The 16,920-nt window shown below is 32.0% G+C and carries 17 protein-coding genes and 1 other annotated feature; of the genes, 2 read left to right on the top strand and 15 right to left on the bottom strand.

Annotated elements, in window-relative coordinates:
* Positions 1–17: 17 nt before the first annotated feature.
* The 9 genes from mfd to QJ521_RS01485 form a co-directional block, all read right to left on the bottom strand.
* Positions 18–3,434: a transcription-repair coupling factor gene (mfd, locus tag QJ521_RS01525; protein ID WP_282838644.1), complete on the bottom strand. Its 3,417-nt coding sequence runs from the start codon at positions 3,432–3,434 to the stop codon at positions 18–20.
* Positions 3,435–3,465: 31 nt separating this feature from the next.
* Entirely contained in the window at positions 3,466–4,035 is a 570-nt protein-coding gene (gene pth / locus QJ521_RS01520; RefSeq protein ID WP_282838643.1) for an aminoacyl-tRNA hydrolase, read from the bottom strand.
* Entirely contained in the window at positions 4,032–5,012 is a 981-nt protein-coding gene (locus tag QJ521_RS01515) for a ribose-phosphate diphosphokinase (protein WP_282838642.1), read from the bottom strand. Before QJ521_RS01515 ends, pth begins: the two co-directional genes overlap by 4 nt.
* 140 nt (positions 5,013–5,152) lie before the next feature.
* Positions 5,153–5,434 (bottom strand): septation regulator SpoVG, encoded by a 282-nt coding sequence (gene spoVG, locus QJ521_RS01510; protein ID WP_282838641.1) that lies wholly within the window; start codon positions 5,432–5,434, stop codon positions 5,153–5,155.
* A gap of 68 nt (positions 5,435–5,502) precedes the next feature.
* Positions 5,503–6,324: a 4-(cytidine 5'-diphospho)-2-C-methyl-D-erythritol kinase gene (gene ispE, locus QJ521_RS01505; RefSeq protein WP_282838640.1), complete on the bottom strand. Its 822-nt coding sequence runs from the start codon at positions 6,322–6,324 to the stop codon at positions 5,503–5,505.
* Complete coding sequence (gene rsmA, locus QJ521_RS01500; protein ID WP_282838639.1) at positions 6,317–7,102, bottom strand: 16S rRNA (adenine(1518)-N(6)/adenine(1519)-N(6))-dimethyltransferase RsmA; 786 nt, start codon at positions 7,100–7,102, stop codon at positions 6,317–6,319. Before rsmA ends, ispE begins: the two co-directional genes overlap by 8 nt.
* Positions 7,086–7,631, bottom strand: coding sequence for a ribonuclease M5 (gene rnmV / locus QJ521_RS01495; RefSeq protein ID WP_282838638.1), 546 nt, complete (start codon positions 7,629–7,631; stop codon positions 7,086–7,088). The genes rsmA and rnmV overlap by 17 nt, the downstream gene beginning before the upstream one ends.
* Positions 7,628–8,833, bottom strand: a complete 1,206-nt coding sequence (locus QJ521_RS01490) for an HD domain-containing protein (protein WP_282838637.1) — start codon at positions 8,831–8,833, stop codon at positions 7,628–7,630. Before QJ521_RS01490 ends, rnmV begins: the two co-directional genes overlap by 4 nt.
* 34 nt (positions 8,834–8,867) lie before the next feature.
* Positions 8,868–9,458 (bottom strand): phosphate propanoyltransferase, encoded by a 591-nt coding sequence (locus QJ521_RS01485; RefSeq protein ID WP_282838636.1) that lies wholly within the window; start codon positions 9,456–9,458, stop codon positions 8,868–8,870.
* A gap of 96 nt (positions 9,459–9,554) precedes the next feature.
* Between QJ521_RS01485 and QJ521_RS01480 the strand changes: the two genes are divergently transcribed.
* Positions 9,555–9,971 carry an HIT family protein gene (locus tag QJ521_RS01480; RefSeq protein ID WP_282838635.1) on the top strand — a complete coding sequence of 139 codons (417 nt, stop codon included), beginning with the start codon at positions 9,555–9,557 and terminating at the stop codon, positions 9,969–9,971.
* Here QJ521_RS01480 and QJ521_RS01475 read toward each other — a convergent pair.
* The 5 genes from QJ521_RS01475 to QJ521_RS01455 form a co-directional block, all read right to left on the bottom strand.
* On the bottom strand, positions 9,949–11,217 hold the full coding sequence (locus QJ521_RS01475; protein WP_282838634.1) for a HAMP domain-containing sensor histidine kinase: 1,269 nt from the start codon (positions 11,215–11,217) through the stop codon (positions 9,949–9,951). The two genes, QJ521_RS01480 and QJ521_RS01475, sit on opposite strands and share 23 nt — an antisense overlap.
* A complete protein-coding gene (locus QJ521_RS01470; RefSeq protein WP_282838633.1) occupies positions 11,214–11,876 on the bottom strand; it encodes a response regulator transcription factor in 663 nt (220 codons plus the stop codon). Before QJ521_RS01470 ends, QJ521_RS01475 begins: the two co-directional genes overlap by 4 nt.
* 142 nt (positions 11,877–12,018) lie before the next feature.
* Complete coding sequence (gene serS / locus QJ521_RS01465; protein ID WP_282838632.1) at positions 12,019–13,296, bottom strand: serine--tRNA ligase; 1,278 nt, start codon at positions 13,294–13,296, stop codon at positions 12,019–12,021.
* A gap of 43 nt (positions 13,297–13,339) precedes the next feature.
* Positions 13,340–13,533: a binding site (T-box leader), on the bottom strand.
* A 56-nt stretch (positions 13,534–13,589) separates the two neighbouring features.
* On the bottom strand, positions 13,590–14,456 hold the full coding sequence (gene galU, locus QJ521_RS01460) for a UTP--glucose-1-phosphate uridylyltransferase GalU (RefSeq protein ID WP_282838631.1): 867 nt from the start codon (positions 14,454–14,456) through the stop codon (positions 13,590–13,592).
* Positions 14,453–15,337, bottom strand: coding sequence for a DUF368 domain-containing protein (locus QJ521_RS01455; RefSeq protein WP_282838630.1), 885 nt, complete (start codon positions 15,335–15,337; stop codon positions 14,453–14,455). The genes galU and QJ521_RS01455 overlap by 4 nt, the downstream gene beginning before the upstream one ends.
* Before the next feature lie 98 nt (positions 15,338–15,435).
* On the opposite strand from QJ521_RS01455, the gene QJ521_RS01450 reads away from it, so the two are divergent.
* Positions 15,436–16,245: an undecaprenyl-diphosphate phosphatase gene (locus tag QJ521_RS01450; protein WP_282838629.1), complete on the top strand. Its 810-nt coding sequence runs from the start codon at positions 15,436–15,438 to the stop codon at positions 16,243–16,245.
* 23 nt (positions 16,246–16,268) lie between these two features.
* On the opposite strand, the gene QJ521_RS01445 is transcribed toward QJ521_RS01450, so the two are convergent.
* Positions 16,269–16,919, bottom strand: a complete 651-nt coding sequence (locus QJ521_RS01445) for a DUF1361 domain-containing protein (protein WP_282838628.1) — start codon at positions 16,917–16,919, stop codon at positions 16,269–16,271.
* Position 16,920 lies beyond the last annotated feature (1 nt).

Genomic DNA, 16,920 nt, shown 5'->3' with positions numbered 1-16,920 from the left:
CTCGATCACCTCTACTTTCAATTATATATGAAATCTTCTAAAAACAAATCAAACAAATATAACCAGTGTTGTTTTTCATTCTTGGTAACAAGAATAATATGAACATGTCCCTTCAAATAAGAAAGCCTAACCTGCGTCAAAAATTGATTCGCTTTTTCGAATAATTTATTACCATTAATATTTGCTGATGCTTCCATGGATAAAACAAGTGTGACTTGTCTAGATTCAACAATCGTTTTTTGAACTCCAATCTTTGAAGATAGTTTTTTAAACAGTTTTTCATACATATATAAAAGCAAATCTGGGCTTAAGGATCCAAATCGATCGACAAGTTCATCTTTTAAATCTTCTACATCTTGTATTCTGTTAAGTTCACTAATTCTTTTGTGTATTTCAATCCTTACACTATCTTCTGAAACGTAATTTGGATCAACATGCCTTGCTGCATATATTTCATCGATTGCAGTCTCTTTAGGTTTTTCTAAGGATACACCTGTCATTGCTTCTTCAAGTAGTTTCATATAAAGTTCAATTCCTACTGAATCGATAAATCCCGATTGTTCAGATCCCAACACATCTCCAGCTCCACGAATTGATAAATCTCTCATTGCAATCTTGAATCCACTTCCTAATGCCGTAAAGTCTTGAATTGCTGATAATCTTTTTTTAGCTTCATCATTAATATTTCGGTGTGCATCATACAACAAATATGCATATGCAATACGATCACTTCTACCTACTCTACCTCGTATTTGATAAAGTTGTGCTAACCCCAATTTATCTGCATCATGAATAACTAGTGTATTTGTGTTTGGAATATCCACACCAGTTTCAATAATTGTTGTTGAAACTAATATGTCATACTCATGATCAATAAAATCACTTAAAACACTTTCAAGTTGATTGCGATTCATTTGTCCATGAGCATAAGCAACTCTTGCTTCTGGGACAAGTTTTTGCAATCTATGAACCATACCTTCGATACCTTGAACTGTATTGAATAAATAAAAGACTTGTCCACCTCTTGCGAGTTCTCTTGTGATTGCTTCTTTAATGAGTGCATCTTGCCGCTCCACAACATATGTTTGAACTGGATATCTATTTCTAGGTGGTGTGTCAATCATTGATAAATCTTTTAACCCCATCATAGACATTTGCAAAGTTCTTGGTATAGGTGTTGCACTTAATGTTAATGTATCTACATTGATTTTTATTTCTCTAATTTTCTCTTTATGCTCAACGCCAAATCTTTGTTCTTCATCAATAATGAGTAAGCCTAAATCCTTGAACTTAACATCTTTAGATAATAATCTGTGTGTACCAATAACGACATCGACAAAACCTTTTTTAAGTTTTTCGAGCGTATCTTTCTGTTTTTTTGATGTCAAAAAACGGCTCAATAGAGCAATATTTGCTCCATATTTTTCAAAACGTTCTTTAAAAGTATAGTAATGTTGTCTTGCAAGCACAGTTGTAGGTACAAGATATAATACTTGTTTTGCATTGATGACTGCTTTGAATGCAGCTCTTAGAGCAACCTCTGTTTTACCAAATCCAACATCGCCACAAATCAAGCGGTCCATTGGACGTTCCATTTCCATATCATGTTTCGTATCTAAAATTGCCTTTTGTTGATCGACGGTTGCCTCATACTCGAAATCTCTTTCAAACGATTTTTCCATATCGTTATCTTTATTAAATGCAAAACCTACACTTTGTTGTCTCTGAGCATAAAGCATTATTAATCGGTCGCTAAGATCTTTAATTTTCATGCGAACACTAGCTTTTGTTTTCGTCCATTGCTTACCGCCAAGTTTAGATAACTTAGGATGCATGCCATCGTAACTACTATATTTAAGTACCATATCAATTTGATCCATTGGTACATATAAAACCTCTTGATTCGCATAGATGATGTGTAAGTAATCACGCTTTTCATGACTTAATTCCATGGTCTTCAAGCCTACATATTGTCCAATACCATAATCGTAATGAACAACAAAATCACCAACAGTTAAATCTTCAATCCTTCTTATTTTTGTTGACTGATTCAATACACTTCGATAACGGATTGCAGGACGTGTTCTATATGAAAATAATTGTGATTCATCGAGCAAAAGAGCCTTATCAGAGCGCGATAAAAATGACCCAAAACTTGGCTGATTGAATAAGTATATCCCTGGTTCATCACTTTCATCAAGTCTATAAGGAAGTGATTTTTCTTCGAGGAAATCGATTAGTTCTTCTCTATAAATATCAGTTGATATGGACATCAATATTTGATAATTACTTAGCAAGTCTTTAATATCTAAATGCAATAATGCGAGATTCCCTTGATAGTTGTTGGGAGATATTACACCTAAATCAATTGCATTAGGTGGACTATTAAGTCCAAAATTATCAACTTCAATGTGTTCTTGTTTTAATTGTTTTTCTAAAGACACCCTAAAAGGAATACTTAAAAAAGCAGACCCATTCATCGTAGTCGCATATGTTTCTAAATCACTTTGTATTGAAGTTTCATTAACTCTCATTTTATGAACATCAATCATATAAACTTTTTTATCTTGACTGAAGTCTAAAAGTGTTGTCTCCTCTTGATTGAAAAAAGGTATATAGATTGTGAGTGCATCAAGCTTTGTTCTCATTTCAAGGGACTCAATGTCTTGATTAAGTTTTTCGGTCTCTCTTTCAGATAACGTCATATTATCAAAGTACTTTTTAACTTTTGAGATTACATCTTCTTTCATTTGATCCGTATAGAAAAGTTCATTCATCGGCGCTATTTCTAATGTTTCTATTTCAGCAAATGATCTTTGTGTTTCAACATCAAACATTTTAATTTGGTCTAATACATCATCGAAAAAATCTAACCGATATGGTTGTTCATTGTTTAATGTATATATATCTAAAATATGTCCACGTATACTAAATTCTCCAGGTTTTTCAACGGTATAGGTTCTAGCATAACCGCTGTAAACAAGATACTGGACAAGCTTCTCTAAATCATATGATTTCCCTTTGTGAAGCATTTTCACACTATTATGATAATCAGTTGGAGTTAATTGTCTTTGACACAAACCTTGCAAAGTTGTAATGACTATAAATGGTTTTCCTGTCATCAATTGTTTTAAAGTATACAATCTCTCACTCTTAAACTCTGGACTTCCTAAAGCCATAATACTTGTCAATGTTTGATCAGCTGGATAAAATAATACATCCTCTGCATCAATGATTTGGCTCATGATGTCGTAATATTTTTGTGCTTCGTATAAATTCGGAGTTACGATAAAAATAGATGTTTTGTTTTCTAAATAATCTAGTGCAGCTAGATAAACATTATATGTATCGTTAGAAGACTTAAAAAACATCGATATCGATGTTTTTTTAATTATTTTTAAAATATTTGATTTCTTTCGAAGATACTCAATCATTGTTTTTCCTCTAAGACAGTAAAACCCAAACCTATGTTTGGGTATTATACTTTGTCATAATATCCATAAAGGATACACCTTGAATAAATAAATCTATTATTTCGGTTGTTAACAGTATAGTATTTTGAAGGGTTATTAACTGCTCTTTAGTAAATTGTCCGAGTACATATTGATCCAATGGAATTGCATGATTTTGATCAATACCTATGCGAACACGTTTAAATGACTCATCATGTAATAAACCAATAATGTTTCTCAATCCATTATGTCCGCCATGCCCACCTAGTTCTCTTAACCTTAATTTCCCAGTTTCCAAATTAACATCATCAACTATGATCAAAATATCCTCTATAACAATATCATAATACTTCATTAGTTTTGAGATTGACTCACCAGATAAGTTCATAAAAGTTGATGGCTTTGCTAAAATTACTTTCTCCCCTTTGATGCTTGTTACCAAAATTTCCGCATTAAACTTTGAATCAAATTTTGCTTGCTGACCTATCATTTTTAATACTTCATCAATAACCATAAACCCAATGTTATGTCTAGTTTTTTGATACTTTAACCCGGGGTTACCTAATCCAACAACAAGCTTCATTCTTTACTCTCGTGATGCGTGATTTTATCAAATATTTGGCTGATAGGTTCATCCTTCACAATATGAAGTATGGATTGTCCAAGTAATGGGCCAATAGATAGTTGGACAATTTTTGGTGATTTTTTTTCTTCAGGTAACATGATCGTGTCAGTAACAACTACTTCTGTAATTACAGATTCATTAATTCTTTGTACAGCAGGTCCTGATAAAACAGGGTGAGTTGCTGCAGCATAAACTTTTATCGCACCAGCTTCAATTAAAGCTTCAGCTCCTGCAACAAGCGTTCCTGCAGTATCAATAATATCATCTACCATAATTGCTATCTTACCTTTTACATCCCCAATTATATTTTGAACTTCTGCTTTATTTGGTTCTGGACGTCTCTTATCAATAATAGCAAGAGGTGCATCAAGAATTCTAGCAAACAGTCTTGCTCGTGTAACACCACCGTGATCTGGAGATACAATAACTATATTCTCTAATTTTTTCGTATACAGGAAGTAATCTGCTAATAATGGTGATGCTGGAAAATTATCAATCGGAATATTGAAAAACCCTTGAATTTGAGCTGCATGAAGATCGATTGAAATAACACGATCAATGCCTGCTATTTGAAGCATATCTGCAACTAGTTTAGCAGTAATTGGTTGTCTAGACTTTGATTTTCTATCTTGTCTAGAATACCCATAATATGGCATAATAACTGTTAACGTTTTTGCTGAAGCTCTCTTAAGAGCGTCTGCCATGATTAACAATTCCATAACGTGTTCATTCGCAGGTGCAGATGTGGATTGTATAACAAAACAATCATGTCCTCTAACACTTTCCTCTATATTAATAGAGATTTCACCATCCGCAAATTTAACAACATCAGCTGGACATATTCCGATATTTGCTGCCTTAGATATTTCTTCCGCTAACGGACGATTTGAGTTAAGTGCAAAAAGTTTTATTTTCTTTCCATCTATTATTGACATGTAATTTACAACTCCTTCGATTTCTCTCAATTTTATTATACATGATTTAGGCTAAAAATTTAACGGTTTTCCTTCAAAAAAAAATCTTTTTGCATGGTTGTGCAAAAAAGATTTTCATTAAATCGTTTTTCTTAAATTTTTTATTCTTCTTCTGGCTCAGATGTTTCAGAAAGTGCTTCGTTATAAGCTACAACTATTGCATCTTCAATTACTTTACGCATCTCTCCATGAATTGGGTGAGCTATGTCTCTAAAGGTACCATTTGGTGTCTTTTTACTTGGCATCGCAACAAAGATGCCATTTTCGCCTTCAATGATACGAATATCATGCACAACAAAACTTTCGTCGAAAGTAATCGTTGCTACTCCCCTAAGTCTGCTTTCGCTACTAACAAGCTTTACTCTTACATCAGTAATCTTCATTTTGCCCTCCAAGACGTCCTTTATTATACATAAATTATAGCATAATCATTTAAAATATTAAAGTTTTTTTAAGTTTTTGGCTTTGTTTTGATATACTGAATGCCGTATTCTTTCAGTTTTTCTTCTAAAACATCTCTTTTTTCGTTAATTGATAATATAAAGAATGTCGATCCACTTCCTGTCATGAAAACATCTTTGGTTATTTTTTTTAATGTTTTATATGTGTCTTTTAGTTGTGGATATTGATTCAATGTTGTTTTTAATAAAGCATTGTATGTCCTGTTAAAAAATACATTATACTTCTCATTTAAATATAATTTAAATACTCTATCAAACTGCTTATCTTTATACTTTATAACGTGATTTTCAAATATAGTCTTTGTTGATGAACTGATATCTGAGGTTACTAAATAGATTTCATCGATGTCTGGCTTATGTACATATAACAAATTTTCTCCACGTCCATATACATATGCTGTTTTATTGTATAAACAAAATAGGGTGTCAGAACCTAAACTAAGCGCAATTTCTTCTAGCTCATTTACTTTTAGTTTCAATTCCCATAACCTATTTAGTCCTCTTAAGGTTGCAGCGATATCTGCTGATCCCCCACCAAGACCTGCCCCTATAGGAATATTTTTTGTGAGTTTAATCGTTGCCCCTTGCTGCACTTTATATAGAGCTTTTAATTTTTGTGCTGCATGAATAATTGCATTGTCATCAATTTCAACATTTGAGACTAAAGTAAGATGATCTGATAATTCAAATTCAAGAATGTCATGTAGATCAACTGGCATCATAATCATTTTTAGATCATGGTATCCATCCGCTCTTTTTCCGACAACATCTAATGCCAAATTGATTTTTGCATATGCTTTTTCCTTAATCATACGACCACATCCTTGCGAGCTTAATGAAATCCTCAACAGCTAATGCTTCAGCCCGAACATTGGGTGAATAACCATTTGATTTTAGAAACATCTCAAGTTCTTGTTTATTTACATGATAAGCTTCGTACCAATTATTAACTAAAGTTTTTCTTTTTTGCTTAAACGCTTCTTTAACTAGCCTAACAAAGACGAGTTCCTTATCCTTTTCGATTAATGGTTCATCTCTTTTAACAATTCTAATTACAGCGCTGTCGACATTAGGAATTGGGAAAAACATTTGTCTTTTTACATCCATCATTTTGCTTACATGTGCTTGATATTGCAGTATGATAGACAAAGCATTATATTGTTTATGATTGGGCTTAGCTAACAATCGATCACATACTTCTTTTTGTATCATTAGCGATGCAGTTTTTATATTATCTGTTTCGAGGATTTTAAATAAAATAGGCGTTGTAATATAATACGGTACGTTAGCAACCACATGTAAATCTTCCGTGTATTGAGATATATCAGCTTCTAAGAAATCTTCATAAATGATTTCTAAATTTTCGTACTCATTTTTAATAGCATCTAAAAATGGTTTGAGTGAGTGATCGATTTCATATGCAATAACTTTTTTTGCATTTGATGCTAAAAAAGTAGTTAGGGCTCCCTGTCCCGGTCCTACTTCAATGACATTCTTATCTTCAATGTTTGACTCCCTGACAATCTTCATAAGTAAATTTTTATCTCTAATGAAGTTTTGTCCGAATTTCTTTTTAGCTTGATGATTCACGCAATACCTCGATTACTTCTTGTTTCATTATGTTAAACGTTTTTAATCTTTGATATAATGTTTTACCGTTAACATAACCTATTTTCATTTTTGTTGATAGGATGTGGCGAAGATTTTTACTGTCTTTGTGACCTTTTAACTTGATTTCATATAAAAATGTGTGTGTGATGTCACTATTAGATTCATGGGCAACAATTTTCATTTCACTTAATGCTTTAATAATATCTTCATCAGTGGCATGCTCGATACCGATTTTTTTCTTATTTTTACTATATGCCTTTTCTTGATCAAGAAAAGCATGATGAACATGATTAATTTTTTTACTCAATAGTCTTCTAATTCTCTCACCAGCATGATCTGGATCTAGAAACAAAATGATATCATGTGTTTTATCAAGTTCAATAAGTATTTCTATCGAATTTTCGTCAATTGCACTTCCATTGGTTGTAATGATGGTTGTTTGGGGAAATATTTGTTTAAGTCTTGAAGCATCATTTCTTCCCTCAACAACGATAACTTGATTTTTCATCGTTTTCTATAAAAGAATTTTGGGTCTGTTTTTGTTCCACTTAACATTAAACTCTCAATAATTTTAGATTGTTCTTTAAGTGTTGAAATTTTCCCATTGTCTAATAAGATATATATTTTATCTCCAAATTTTTCTTCATCGTCTTTATATGTGCTATTTTCAACAGTTCGATGACTAGTGAAATACTTTAACTCTTCAGGTTTAAAATAATTTTTTAACTCTTCAATTTTATTCTTGTTTTCCAAAGTATCGTTAATATAACCCCAAATTCTTCGATTTAGGAAATCAAGTGATAACTCTTTTAATATATTGTCCTTTGATTTAGTAAAACTTGCTATAAGGCCATTAATGTAAAAATCATCAATCTCAATATAACTTGATAAATCATTGGGATTGTCAATCACTCTCTTTAATGGATCAACGTTACCTTCAAACTTAAACCCACTTAGCAATAAATCCTTGACTCTTAAGTATATTTTTTCAAGAACAACTTCATATGCTCTTGAAACGGGGTGGTAATAAACTTGCCAATACATATGATATCTACTAATCAGGTAATTTTCTATAGCGTGAATACCGCTTAATTTAAATACAACTTGTCCGTCTTTAATATATAAGACACGAATAAGACGATCTAAATCAATATGTCCATAAGCAGCTCCAGTAAAATAAGCATCTCTTTCAAGATAATCTAGTCGATCAACGTCGAGTTGACTTGAAATTAATTGCTCGATTAGAGGAAACTTGTTTTTCTTTTTTAATACTGATGCAATATCCCACGCAAAGTCTTTATCGATTGCATCTAATATAGAGCGTAACTCTTCATTTTCAATGATTAGAGCTGCACCTATTGTTTCGTGATTGACACCAAAGATATCCTCAAAAGCATGAGAGTAAGCACCATGGCCAATATCATGTAGTAAAGCTGCACTTAAAAATACTAATTTATCTCTCTCGCTTAAAGCTTTTTTGATATCTGGAACAGTTAAAAATCTATTGGCTATTTCATAGACACCTAAACTATGACTGAACCGCGAATGCTCTGCCCCATGGAATACCATTTGAACACCACTTAGCTGTCTTACTCTTCTCAATCTTTGAAAAAGCGAAGAATCTATTAGCTTTTTAATTAATTCAAAATCAACATGAATATATCCATATAATGGATCTTTAAATACCTGTTGCTTTTCGAGCTTTTTCACAAGTACCTCCTATGGTAAAAAAGTGCCTAAGGCACTATTGATTTACTGTATATGATTTAATCAGTTCAACAAGATCTCCAGTTGTTAACATGAATGCACTTCCATCGTCCGTATCAAGATGACAATCTAGTCTAAACTCAGGGTGAACACGACATAAAACATTATCCATGATGCCTGCTTTAATTCCGCCAACTTTTAAACTTACAGTTTCACGATCTTTAACACCATATTCTTTTGCTTCTTCGGGTGAAAAATGAATATGGCGATCAGCAATGATTACACCTTGATCTATTTTCACTTCACCTTTTGGTCCGATCAGTGTTGCTGCACCAGAACCTTTAATGTCTCCCGATGAACGAACTGGAGCATCAAACTTATAACGAATCGCATCACTTCTAGAAATTTCCAATTGAGATGCTGGTCGTACAGGTCCAAGAATTCGAACACCTTCTAATAACTTCCCTTGAGGGCTCATTATGTCGACTTTTTCATTCGCGGCATATTGCCCTGGTTGACTTAAATCCTTTAATACGGTTAATTGATAATCATTTCCAAAAAGTATATCTAGATGCTCTCTTGAGACATGAAGATGACGTCCTGAAATTCCTACTGGTATTTTTTTCATATATGATTCCTCCTGCATACGAAATGATTATATCATTTTTTATGGTTGTTTTCAATGTATTTATGATAGAATAAGACCTAAGAAAGGGGTGTATTTATGCCAAGTATTTTCTCAAAAATTATAGCTAAAGAAATTCCTGCGCATTTCGTTTATGAAGATGACCGCGTCGTTGCTTTCCTTGATATATCTCAAGCAACTAAAGGTCATACACTCGTTGTTACAAAGGAAGAATATACTGATATACTCGGAATGCCAGAGGAGTTATCAGCACACTTATTTAAGGTTGTGACTATTTTATCAAAGGCTATAACAAAAGCCTTTAATCCTCAAGGAGTAAATATTCTAAGTAATAATGGAGAAACAGCTGGACAAACAGTTTTTCATTTTCACATGCACATCATTCCAAGATATGAAAAATCAGATGTAACTTTCTTACTAAAGAATAATATGGGTAGCCTATCTACGGATGATTATAGAGAAAGAGCCAAACTTATAAAAGCGGCTCTATCGTAATCATAACTCCCTTATCAATATTTTCAACTTTGAGTTGAAGGTTGAAGTATGCGCATGTTTTTTGGACAATGCTCATTCCTAAACCAAACTGCCCTTTTTGTCCTTTTTCATATGGTTTAAAAATTTGATTAATGAATCGTTCACTAATTGGCTCGCCATCATTATAGAAGGTGAGCTTTTTGTTTTCTAAAGTTATCACAATCTCTGTTTGTGCATATCTCATTGCATTATCAATGATATTATTAAATGCTGTATAAAAATTTTCTTTAACTCCAAAATATGTCGAATCATCTAAATCCAGTTTAAACTCAATATGAGTGCTTCTGTATTTTTGATTGTTAACAATATTGATAATAATATCTTTTATGACGACATCTTCAAATTCATTTTGATCTTTTAGATACTCTAGTTTGTTGAGTTCTAGAAGTTGCTTAACTTTTTGATTTAATATATCTGCTTGTCTAACAATGACATCAGCTTCTGAAATGTCTGATATACCATCACCAATTGCTTCTGCATAAGACTGTATAACCGCGATTGGTGTTTTAAAATCATGTGATATATTTTGCAACATTTCTTGTTTTGTTTTTTCACTATGTTGAATTTCTTGTCTCATTCTCTCTATGGTTCTAGCTAGTTCTGAAATTTCATCATTCCCATCAATATCAATTGGAACCTGATAATTATTCTTTGAAAGCAAAGCAACTTCACTTTGAATTCTACGCACGCGGTCTACTGTAATTCGTGACCACATTAAAATAATCAAGTTACCTAATAACACTAATGCAATAAAACTTATTCTCATCAGTAAACTAAATGAATTACCAAAACTTTGTAGATAATCTTCACTTGTAAACACAATCGTCATACTATTTGAAGACCTTCTACTCATTCGATAGTAATAATTCTCTCCATTAATATTTTCTTCCAATGAGGTCCCTGGAACAACTCTTAGTTTGTTATATAGTGTAGATGGCGTATAGTTATTATTTAATATTTCAAAATTGTACATGCGTACTACTTGTCCATTTTCAACGATAATATATCCGTTATACTCATTCGTTGTAGGTGGATTTGATAAATTTAACTCTATTTCCTGCAAATATGAATTCAATTGAAAAGCATTTTGTTCTTCTCGGAATGAAGAAAAAGCCCTGTTTAGGGCAATAATAAAAACAAGGCTTGTTAACAAAGTCACAATTGTAAAGATAAGATTAAGTTGTGTCGTTAACTTAATCTCTTTCATAATAATCTATATCCAAATCCGTAAATTGTTTCTATTTTTAATTCTGGCATTTTATGTCTTAATCTACGCAATAGGTCGTCGACAACTCTATCACTACCATAGTAATTGTCTCCCCAAACGTGTCTTAAAATATCATCACGCCCAAATGCGGTGTTGATATTCTTCAAGAAAAACAATAATAACTCAAATTCCTTGTTAGTCAAATCTATCATTTTTTCTTTTTCTTTATCTTTAATTTCTCTTCTTGTTAAGTTAATTTCATAATTTGCATAATGAACCAACTCTGATTGCTGCCCCGTATTTCTTCTTTTCAATACAGCTTTAACACGAAGAATTAGTTCTCTTGGTGAGTAAGGTTTTGCTAAGTAATCATCACTACCTAATTCTAGACCCATAATCTTATCTAGGTCTTGATCTCTAGCTGAAGTGAAAATAACTGCTGCTGGGTTTCCTCTTTGTTTAAGGGCTTTAATAAGGTCATATCCGCTAATTTCACCGGTCAACATAATGTCTAAAATCCAAAGGTCAACACGATCATTAATATGCTCCATTGCGCTTTCTCCATCATGAAAAACGGTCGTCTCATAACCTTCTCTAACCAAATACTTCCTAATAATTTCAGACAAATCTTTTTCGTCTTCAACGTAATATATTTTCATTGTACCCACCTTTAATTAGTAAAATAAGCGTGCCTTCGCACACTTATTATACCATAGAGAAATTTTAGAAAGAGAAAATTGAAGTACCTCTATATTAACAAAAATGTGTGTGAAGTCTGTGTTTTTTTGATGTGAAATTATGTTATTCAATAACGGAAACTTTCATATAAGGAATTAATACTTTAGGGACAGTGATTGTTCCATCTTTGTTTTGATAGTTTTCCATAATAGCAATCATCGTTCTACCTACGGCAAGTCCTGAACCATTGAGTGTATGTACATATTCAGTTTTACTCTCTTTTGATCTTTTAAATCTTATGTTTGCACGTCTAGCTTGAAAATCTTCAGCATTTGAAATGGATCCTATTTCTCGATACATATTTTGTCCTGGCAACCATACTTCAAGATCATATGTTTTTGCCATTCCAAAACCTAAATCACCAGTTGATAAAGTGACAATACGATAAGGAATCTCTAATTGTTTTAAAACTTCTTCTGAATGTAATAACATTTTATCAAGTTCCTGATATGATTCTTCAGGTTTTGTAAACTTAATCAGTTCGACCTTATTGAATTGATGTTGTCTTAAAATACCTCTAGTATCACGTCCAGCAGATCCAGCTTCTGAGCGGAACGCTGTTGTAAATGCACAGTAATTAAAAGGTAGTTGATTGCCATCTATAATTTCATCACGATGTAAATTAATCGTTGGAACTTCTGCTGTGGGATTCAAATACCAAACATTTTCTCCGGCTGTAACTTTAAATGAATCTTCTCTAAATTTAGGGAATTGCCCTGTTGCAAACATGCTTTTTTCATTTACAATGTATGGTGGAATAATTTCAGTGTACCCATGTTGATGTGCATGCAAGTCCATCATGAATTGAATTAAAGAACGTTCTAATCTTGCTCCTAAACCCTTATCAACAATAAATCTTGCTCCTGTTATTTTAGCCGCACGTTCAAAGTCTAGTATGTTAAGTTTCTCTCCCAGCTCAATATGATCTTTAATAGGAAAATTGAAAACTCTTGGTGTCCCAACCTTTTTGATTTCAATATTATCATTTTCATCTTTTCCAATTGGTGTACTTTCATGAGGTATATTTGGTGTAACCGAAAGTATATTGAAGATTTTATCTTCAATATTTTTCAATTGATCGTCTAAATCTTTGATTTCATCTCCGAGACTAGCAACTTCATCGAGAAAATGTGATGCATCTTGTTTATTTCTTTTTAGTTCACCAATTTTCTTTGATTGCGTGTTTCTTAATGCTTTTTTGGTTTCAACATCTGCAATTACTATTTTTCTTTGTTCTTGTAATAAAACCAACTCATTCAAATAAGAAAAATCAGCATTCCTAGTTGATAGTTTCTTAATAACCTCTTCAATATTTTCTATTACCCATCTTAAATCCAACATTTTACTTTCCTCCTTTAAATAATAAAAAGTCCCTAGATTATCATCTAAGGACGTAAATATACGCGGTACCACCTTAGTTCTAGAATTAGATTCTAGCCCTTAAAACCTTTAACGCAGGCATACGGATGTGGTTAGCATCACTAAAGAGTAGATTCATCAAGCTCTTTGATTCGCTTTCACCTTCCGCGAACTCTCTAGACAAATAGCATTGATTACTAGTCTCTTATACGTGTTAATTATATTATATGTTTTTTGAGTGTAATTGTAAACACTGAAATGATAGGTACATTCAATTACTTGCTTTTTCTATTAATAAGTTTTTGAAGGTCCTCTTTAATTTCATCTTTTTCAAGTCCAAAATCAAGGATTGCCTCAATATAGTCGATCTTATTACCTACATCATATCGCTTACCTGATATATCATATGCAAAAACTTTCTCTTTTTCCATCAACCTTAAAATCGCGTCAGTTAACTGAATTTCATTTCCAGCCCCTCTTGTTTGATTTTTCAAATAAGAGAATATTGCTGGTGTCAGTATGTATCGTCCACCAATTGCACTTCTAGATGGTGCATCTTCAACTTTAGGCTTTTCGACAACACCTTTGAGTTCAACTAAAGGTCCTTTTTTCTCTGCTTTTGGAATACATATACCGTATTTGTATGTGTCTTTTAAATCAACTTCAATTGTCCCTAATACACTAGATTGTACTTTTTCATAAACATCAATCAATTGCTTGATTGCAGGTTCGGGTTTCCCAACATACATATCATCACCTAGTAATACAGCAAAAGGATCATTTCCAATAAATGCTTCAGCTTGTAAAACAGCATGTCCGAGTCCAAGTTGTTCTCTTTGTCTAATATAGTGAATATTAGCACCCACAGCAATATTTCTAATAATGCCATATTCTTCGTGTTTGTTTTTACTTAACAATATTGTTTCTAACTCCAAATTGTAATCAAAATAGTCGATAATTGCATTTTTATTACTGCTTACAATAAGCAAAATATCAGTAATCCCACTTTCAATTGCCTCATTAACAATATATTCAATTGTTGGGTGGTCTATAATAGGTAATAATTCTTTTGGTAAAGATTTTGTTATTGGTAAAAATCTTGTTCCATATCCTGCTGCAGGTATTACTGCTTTTTTAATCATTCAAAATCCTCCTCTTTTTGTCCTATATCGGAAATTTTATAGGTTATAAACAATCCTAAAATAAATAAGATTAGTCCAACTCCCCATATATACCATTGTACTTGAAATACATTTTCAGAAGTATTTCCTTGTAAAGTAAATAAAATATTAAACGGTGTAATGATGACTATCCCTAATACTGCAAAATAAAAATGTGCTTTATATCGTATGAGTAATTGATACATGATCTTCCCTATAATTAATAATCCTACAACAACACCTATTATAAGTAACCCTAACATAGGTAGTTGAGGTCCAATTTCACTGAAATTAAAGGAAAGAAATGCTTGTATAAAACCATCACCTAACTCTATTAATGTTCTAAAATAGCCGAGTGCCATCAACATGGTTGCTGCGCTTAAACCAGGCGTAATTAATGATGCAGCTGTAATGACACCTATCATGAATATCACGAAATAATAGTACCAACTATTGACATCTGCTGTTTGCTCTTTAACGAATAAAAATCCAATCATTGATGCCATGGCAATAAACATTACTAAAAAATGATGCCAACGATAATGATCCGTTTTAAACTCATTAATAATCCCAGGTACTGCGCCTAAAATAAATCCAATAAAAAGTAGAGTAAGTGGTATTGGAAATAATTCTAATACTGTACTAATAAACAAGAAACCCATCATTAAGCCAACAATGACACCAACAATGTACTGCCATACATCTGAAATTGCTTTAAGTGGCTGTTTAGTAAATTTGTTTAAAGCTTGAATTAAATCTTGATATATTTTTAAGATAGCAGCAATCATAGAACCGCTGATACCAGGAAGGATACTTCCGATACCAACAAATATACCCTTAATGATTTTAATTAAGTGATTCATATATGCTCCTTCGATGTGTTTCATATTTCATTTTTGATTGTTTCTATTTTATCATATTTTTTAGAGTTCTGGTGTGCTATAATGTAGATGGTGATAAAATGGAACAGTTCATAGAAATATTAAAATATATACTCTTAGGAATAATACAAGGTGTCACAGAAATCTTTCCAGTATCAAGTAGCGGACATTTGACTTTATTTAGTCATTTTTTTAATATGGATTTAACACATCTAACCATCTTTTTAATGATTACGAACACTGGATCTTTCTTAGCTTTAGTGTATTTCTTTAGAAAAGATGTAGGTCAGCTTGCAACAGGAACATGGAAATACCTTGTGCAAAGAGATGAAACAACAAAAGAAGATTTCCAATATGTTTTAAAGCTATTCATAGCAATCATTCCGATTGGAATATTTGGGTTATTATTTAAAGATAAGCTTCCCTCAGACTTATTGTCTGTAGGTTTCGCATTAATTTTAACCGGTTTATTATTATTTTATGTCTATATCCAACGAGATATTCAATGGAAGAAAGATGTCACATGGAAAAATGCAATCGTTATTGGTGCATTTCAAATGTTCGCAATCTTTCCAGGTATCTCTCGAAGTGGTATTACAGTAGCTGGTGGTCTAACTCAAAAAATAGAGTTAAAGAAAATTCTTAAGTTTTCATTCTTAAGCTATATTTTGATTTCTATACCAGTTTCATTTTTAGGTCTTATTGAAGCGCTTAATGCTTCTGAAAGTATTCACTTTATAGGTTATTCATTAGCATTTATATTTAGTTTTATTTTTAGTTTTATAGCAGTTAAATTTTTATATTATTATGTTAAGGTGAAAAATTTGATTTATTTTTCAATCTATTGTTTGGTCGTTGGGGTATTATCGATTATTCTATACATCATATAAAGAAAAAGCCGATTTGGCTTTTTTTATGTTTTCTTATAATATTCCTTTAGTAAAAAATAACTAGTCCAATGAATCACGAAAAATATAAGTACAAAGTAGAGCATAAATATCCCCTGTGAAAATACTTCTTTAATAATATCGAAAAATTTTAAAACGTTCCATGAATTAAATCTTAAAAATCTTCCGATATAAATACCTAAACTTGATAATAAAAATAGAAACGATAATCCTAAATAATAGAACTTAATATGATATGACTTGAAAAGAATGTTAATATTCTCTAAAGATGTAACTCCAAGTTTGGTTGCGTAAAGCGCTCCAATCACGATATGTCCGTAAACCAACCAATCACTTACTTGTAATGCATAAGTATTTGGATAATCAATAAAGAAATGATAATTTTGAAAGTGAATAAAGTCTGTTAAAACATAGATTGTGTTTGGAAATAAAAGGACATATATCCCACAAAGGATGATCAAATATACTTTTTTAACGTTATTTTGATATTGATTATGAATAATTTTGCTCATAACAAATACAAGTGTTGCTAAAATGATATTCCACCCCAAAAAGATAACCAATCCATCACTTAAAATCATTCCTAAAATCATTGAAACTAATACATATACTCCTGTCATCAAATAATAAGGATGGAACTTTATTTTCAATCGCATG

The organism is Peloplasma aerotolerans (assembly GCF_030012175.1).
Lineage (GTDB): Bacteria > Bacillota_I > Bacilli_A > Acholeplasmatales > Acholeplasmataceae > Peloplasma > Peloplasma aerotolerans.
Note: the sequence above shows the minus strand (reverse complement) of the source record. Positions and strands in the feature narration are given on the sequence as shown.

Coding starts and splice junctions, on each gene's coding strand:
- QJ521_RS01470 (WP_282838633.1), bottom strand. CDS start 11,876: ATGAAAATATATTACGTTGAAGACGAAAAAGATTTGTCTGAAATTATT.
- rnmV (WP_282838638.1), bottom strand. CDS start 7,631: ATGAAAAATCAAGTTATCGTTGTTGAGGGAAGAAATGATGCTTCAAGA.
- QJ521_RS01485 (WP_282838636.1), bottom strand. CDS start 9,458: ATGAAAAAAATACCAGTAGGAATTTCAGGACGTCATCTTCATGTCTCA.
- QJ521_RS01455 (WP_282838630.1), bottom strand. CDS start 15,337: ATGAATCACTTAATTAAAATCATTAAGGGTATATTTGTTGGTATCGGA.
- serS (WP_282838632.1), bottom strand. CDS start 13,296: ATGTTGGATTTAAGATGGGTAATAGAAAATATTGAAGAGGTTATTAAG.
- pth (WP_282838643.1), bottom strand. CDS start 4,035: ATGAAGCTTGTTGTTGGATTAGGTAACCCCGGGTTAAAGTATCAAAAA.
- mfd (WP_282838644.1), bottom strand. CDS start 3,434: ATGATTGAGTATCTTCGAAAGAAATCAAATATTTTAAAAATAATTAAA.
- QJ521_RS01475 (WP_282838634.1), bottom strand. CDS start 11,217: ATGAAAGAGATTAAGTTAACGACACAACTTAATCTTATCTTTACAATT.
- ispE (WP_282838640.1), bottom strand. CDS start 6,324: ATGATTAAGGAAAAAGCATATGCAAAAATCAATTTGGCATTAGATGTT.
- QJ521_RS01445 (WP_282838628.1), bottom strand. CDS start 16,919: ATGCGATTGAAAATAAAGTTCCATCCTTATTATTTGATGACAGGAGTA.
- QJ521_RS01450 (WP_282838629.1), top strand. CDS start 15,436: ATGGAACAGTTCATAGAAATATTAAAATATATACTCTTAGGAATAATA.
- QJ521_RS01515 (WP_282838642.1), bottom strand. CDS start 5,012: ATGTCAATAATAGATGGAAAGAAAATAAAACTTTTTGCACTTAACTCA.
- galU (WP_282838631.1), bottom strand. CDS start 14,456: ATGATTAAAAAAGCAGTAATACCTGCAGCAGGATATGGAACAAGATTT.
- QJ521_RS01480 (WP_282838635.1), top strand. CDS start 9,555: ATGCCAAGTATTTTCTCAAAAATTATAGCTAAAGAAATTCCTGCGCAT.
- spoVG (WP_282838641.1), bottom strand. CDS start 5,434: ATGAAGATTACTGATGTAAGAGTAAAGCTTGTTAGTAGCGAAAGCAGA.